This is a genomic window from Bacillus sp. JJ1127, from assembly GCF_036965845.1.
Taxonomy (GTDB): Bacteria; Bacillota; Bacilli; order Bacillales; family Bacillaceae_G; genus Bacillus_A.
The window spans coordinates 1-2,592 of sequence record NZ_JBALQK010000226.1; the positions used below are offsets into that span (position 1 = coordinate 1).

3 protein-coding genes are annotated in these 2,592 nt (G+C 37.0%); all 3 read left to right on the top strand.

Annotation, left to right across the window (positions count from 1 at the left end; translation table 11 throughout):
• Nucleotides 1-214: 214 nt before the first annotated feature.
• Entirely contained in the window at nt 215-571 is a 357-nt protein-coding gene (gene cccA / locus V7183_RS20145) for a cytochrome c550 (RefSeq protein WP_097896933.1), read from the top strand.
• Between the two features lie 169 nt (nt 572-740).
• A complete protein-coding gene (locus V7183_RS20150; protein ID WP_097896932.1) occupies nt 741-1,448 on the top strand; it encodes a tRNA (adenine(22)-N(1))-methyltransferase in 708 nt (235 codons plus the stop codon).
• Nucleotides 1,445-2,566, top strand: a complete 1,122-nt coding sequence (locus V7183_RS20155; RefSeq protein ID WP_335360624.1) for a Nif3-like dinuclear metal center hexameric protein — start codon at nt 1,445-1,447, stop codon at nt 2,564-2,566. The genes V7183_RS20150 and V7183_RS20155 overlap by 4 nt, the downstream gene beginning before the upstream one ends.
• Nucleotides 2,567-2,592 lie beyond the last annotated feature (26 nt).

Genomic DNA, 2,592 nt, shown 5'->3' on the forward strand with positions numbered 1-2,592 from the left:
ATACAAAAATATATGTAGAAAAACAAAAAATATGATGAGATTCGTTGATTTTTATCAAAATAATATGTGATAAAAGTGAGATAATCAATAAACTGAATTTACAGAATGTTTAAAACTTCTGATGGTTTTGTCTTTTCTGATAGGTTATTTTCAAGTACAATGGAAATGACTGAATCATCTAATTATTTAGGGGGATAGAGGGGGGAGAAGAAATATGAAACGTAATCCGTTGATTCCATTCGCTCTTATTGCAGCACTGGGCATTATCATTATGTTTGTATTTTCGTTTCAGGGGTTACATAAATCTAAAGAGCTAGCTGATGCCAAAAATACGGGAAAACCAGCACAAACGGCATCGAAACCAGAGGATATTGTGAAACAAAACTGTACGAGCTGCCATGGTGATCAGTTGCAAGGTGCAGTAGGACCTAATTTACAAAAAATCGGTGGGAAACTTTCGAAAGATGAAATTAAAGAAGTACTTTCAAAAGGGAAAGGCAATATGCCACCGAACTTAATTCCAGCAGATCAAGCTTCTAAAGTAGCCGATTGGTTATCGAAGAAAAAATAAAGTTCTATATAACAAGCTCTTTGCTTTTATAGCAAAGGGCTTGTTTTTCTTTTCTTTCTAAAATACGATTAATGATAGAGAAATTGAAATTTTGTTGTTTACTTGCAACAACTACTGTAAATTCATTATCATGGAGACAGACTGACAAGAGAAGGAGTAATGGAAATACATGAATGAAGTGAAGCTTTCAAAAAGGTTAGAAGAAGTAGTACGAGAGATTCCAGTGGGATCTACAGTAGCGGATATTGGCTCAGATCATGCGTACTTACCGTGCTATACAATTATAAATAACATTGCTACAAAAGCGATTGCAGGAGAAGTTGTAGATGGGCCATTTCGCTCTGCACAGGTAACGGTAGCTGAGAGTGGTTTACAAGAGAAAGTGGATGTTCGTAAAGGGAACGGATTAGCCGTTATTGCGCCAGGAGAAGTCGATGTGATTACAATTGCTGGCATGGGCGGGGCGTTAATTCGTGATATTTTAGAGAATGGAAAAGACAAGTTAAATGGTGTAACACGCTTAATTTTACAGCCAAATATTGCAGCGCATCATATTCGTGAATGGTTTATTGAAAATGACTGGGAACTTATTCATGAAAAGATTATAAAAGAAGACGGTAAAATTTATGAGATTTTAGTTGGAGAAAAAGGTAATCCAATAGCACCTTACCATGAAAATAAACAAGCTGAGTTATTTATTGGACCATTCTTGATGAAAGAAAAAAGTGATGCCTTTATTGAAAAATGGGAAGGCGAATTGAAAAACTTTCAAAATATCTTGAAGCAGCTGGAGCGTGCAACAGAGTCGGAAGATACAAAAGCGAAACGAAATGAAGTAGAAGAGAAAATGAAAATGATAGGAGAGGTTTTATCATGAGTAAAATTCCGAATGGGCATGAATTGATTTCTTTATTTGAAAGCATGTACCCGAAACATCTAGCGATGGAAGGAGATAAGATAGGCTTACAAATTGGAGCACTCAACAAATCGGTGGAGCATGTATTAATCGCACTAGATGTTACAGAGGCGGTTGTAGAAGAAGCGATTCAAATCGGAGCAAATGTCATTATTGCACATCATCCGCTTATTTTTAATCCTCTAAAAGCAATTCATACAGATAAAGCGTATGGGAGAATTATTGAAAAGTGCATTAAACATGATATTGCTGTGTATGCAGCTCATACAAATGTGGATGTTGCAAAAGGTGGAGTGAATGATTTACTTGCTGAGGCATTGGAATTACAAAATACAGAAGTGCTTGTTCCAACATATGCAGAAGAAATGAAAAAAATTGTTGTATTTGTTCCTGTAACACATGCGGAAGCTATGCGTAAAGCTTTTGGTGATGCTGGGGCGGGTTATATCGGCAATTATAGCCATTGTACGTTTAGTAGTGAAGGGACAGGTACATTTATGCCTCAAGAGGGGACAAACCCTTATATAGGCGAATCTGGACAGTTAGAGCGTGTGGAAGAGGTAAGGATTGAAACGGTTATTCCAGCTTCACTAGAGCGGAAGGTTGTAAAAGCAATGTTAACAGCACATCCATATGAGGAAGTCGCTTATGATGTGTATCCACTTGATAACAAGGGAGAAACATTAGGACTTGGTAAAATTGGATATTTGCAAGAAGAAATGACACTAGGACAGTTTGCTGAACACGTGAAACAATCATTAGATGTAGAGGGTGCGCGAGTTGTTGGGAAACTGGACGATAAAGTGCGAAAAGTAGCAGTACTTGGTGGTGACGGGAATAAGTATATCAATCAGGCGAAATTTAAAGGAGCAGACGTGTATGTAACAGGCGATATGTATTATCATGTCGCTCATGATGCAATGATGCTTGGATTAAATATTGTTGACCCAGGCCATAATGTCGAAAAAGTGATGAAACAAGGTGTGCAAAAGCAATTACAACAAAAAGCAGATGAGAAAAAATTTGCTGTACAAATTCACGCTTCAGAGTTACATACAGATCCATTTACATTTGTATAAGTGAGGTAATAAAAAAATCCGTTGCT

Excerpts from the sequence above, each read along its gene's own strand:
- cccA (WP_097896933.1), top strand. The coding sequence starts at position 215 with ATGAAACGTAATCCGTTGATTCCATTCGCTCTTATTGCAGCACTGGGC.
- V7183_RS20150 (WP_097896932.1), top strand. The coding sequence starts at position 741 with ATGAATGAAGTGAAGCTTTCAAAAAGGTTAGAAGAAGTAGTACGAGAG.
- V7183_RS20155 (WP_335360624.1), top strand. The coding sequence starts at position 1,445 with ATGAGTAAAATTCCGAATGGGCATGAATTGATTTCTTTATTTGAAAGC.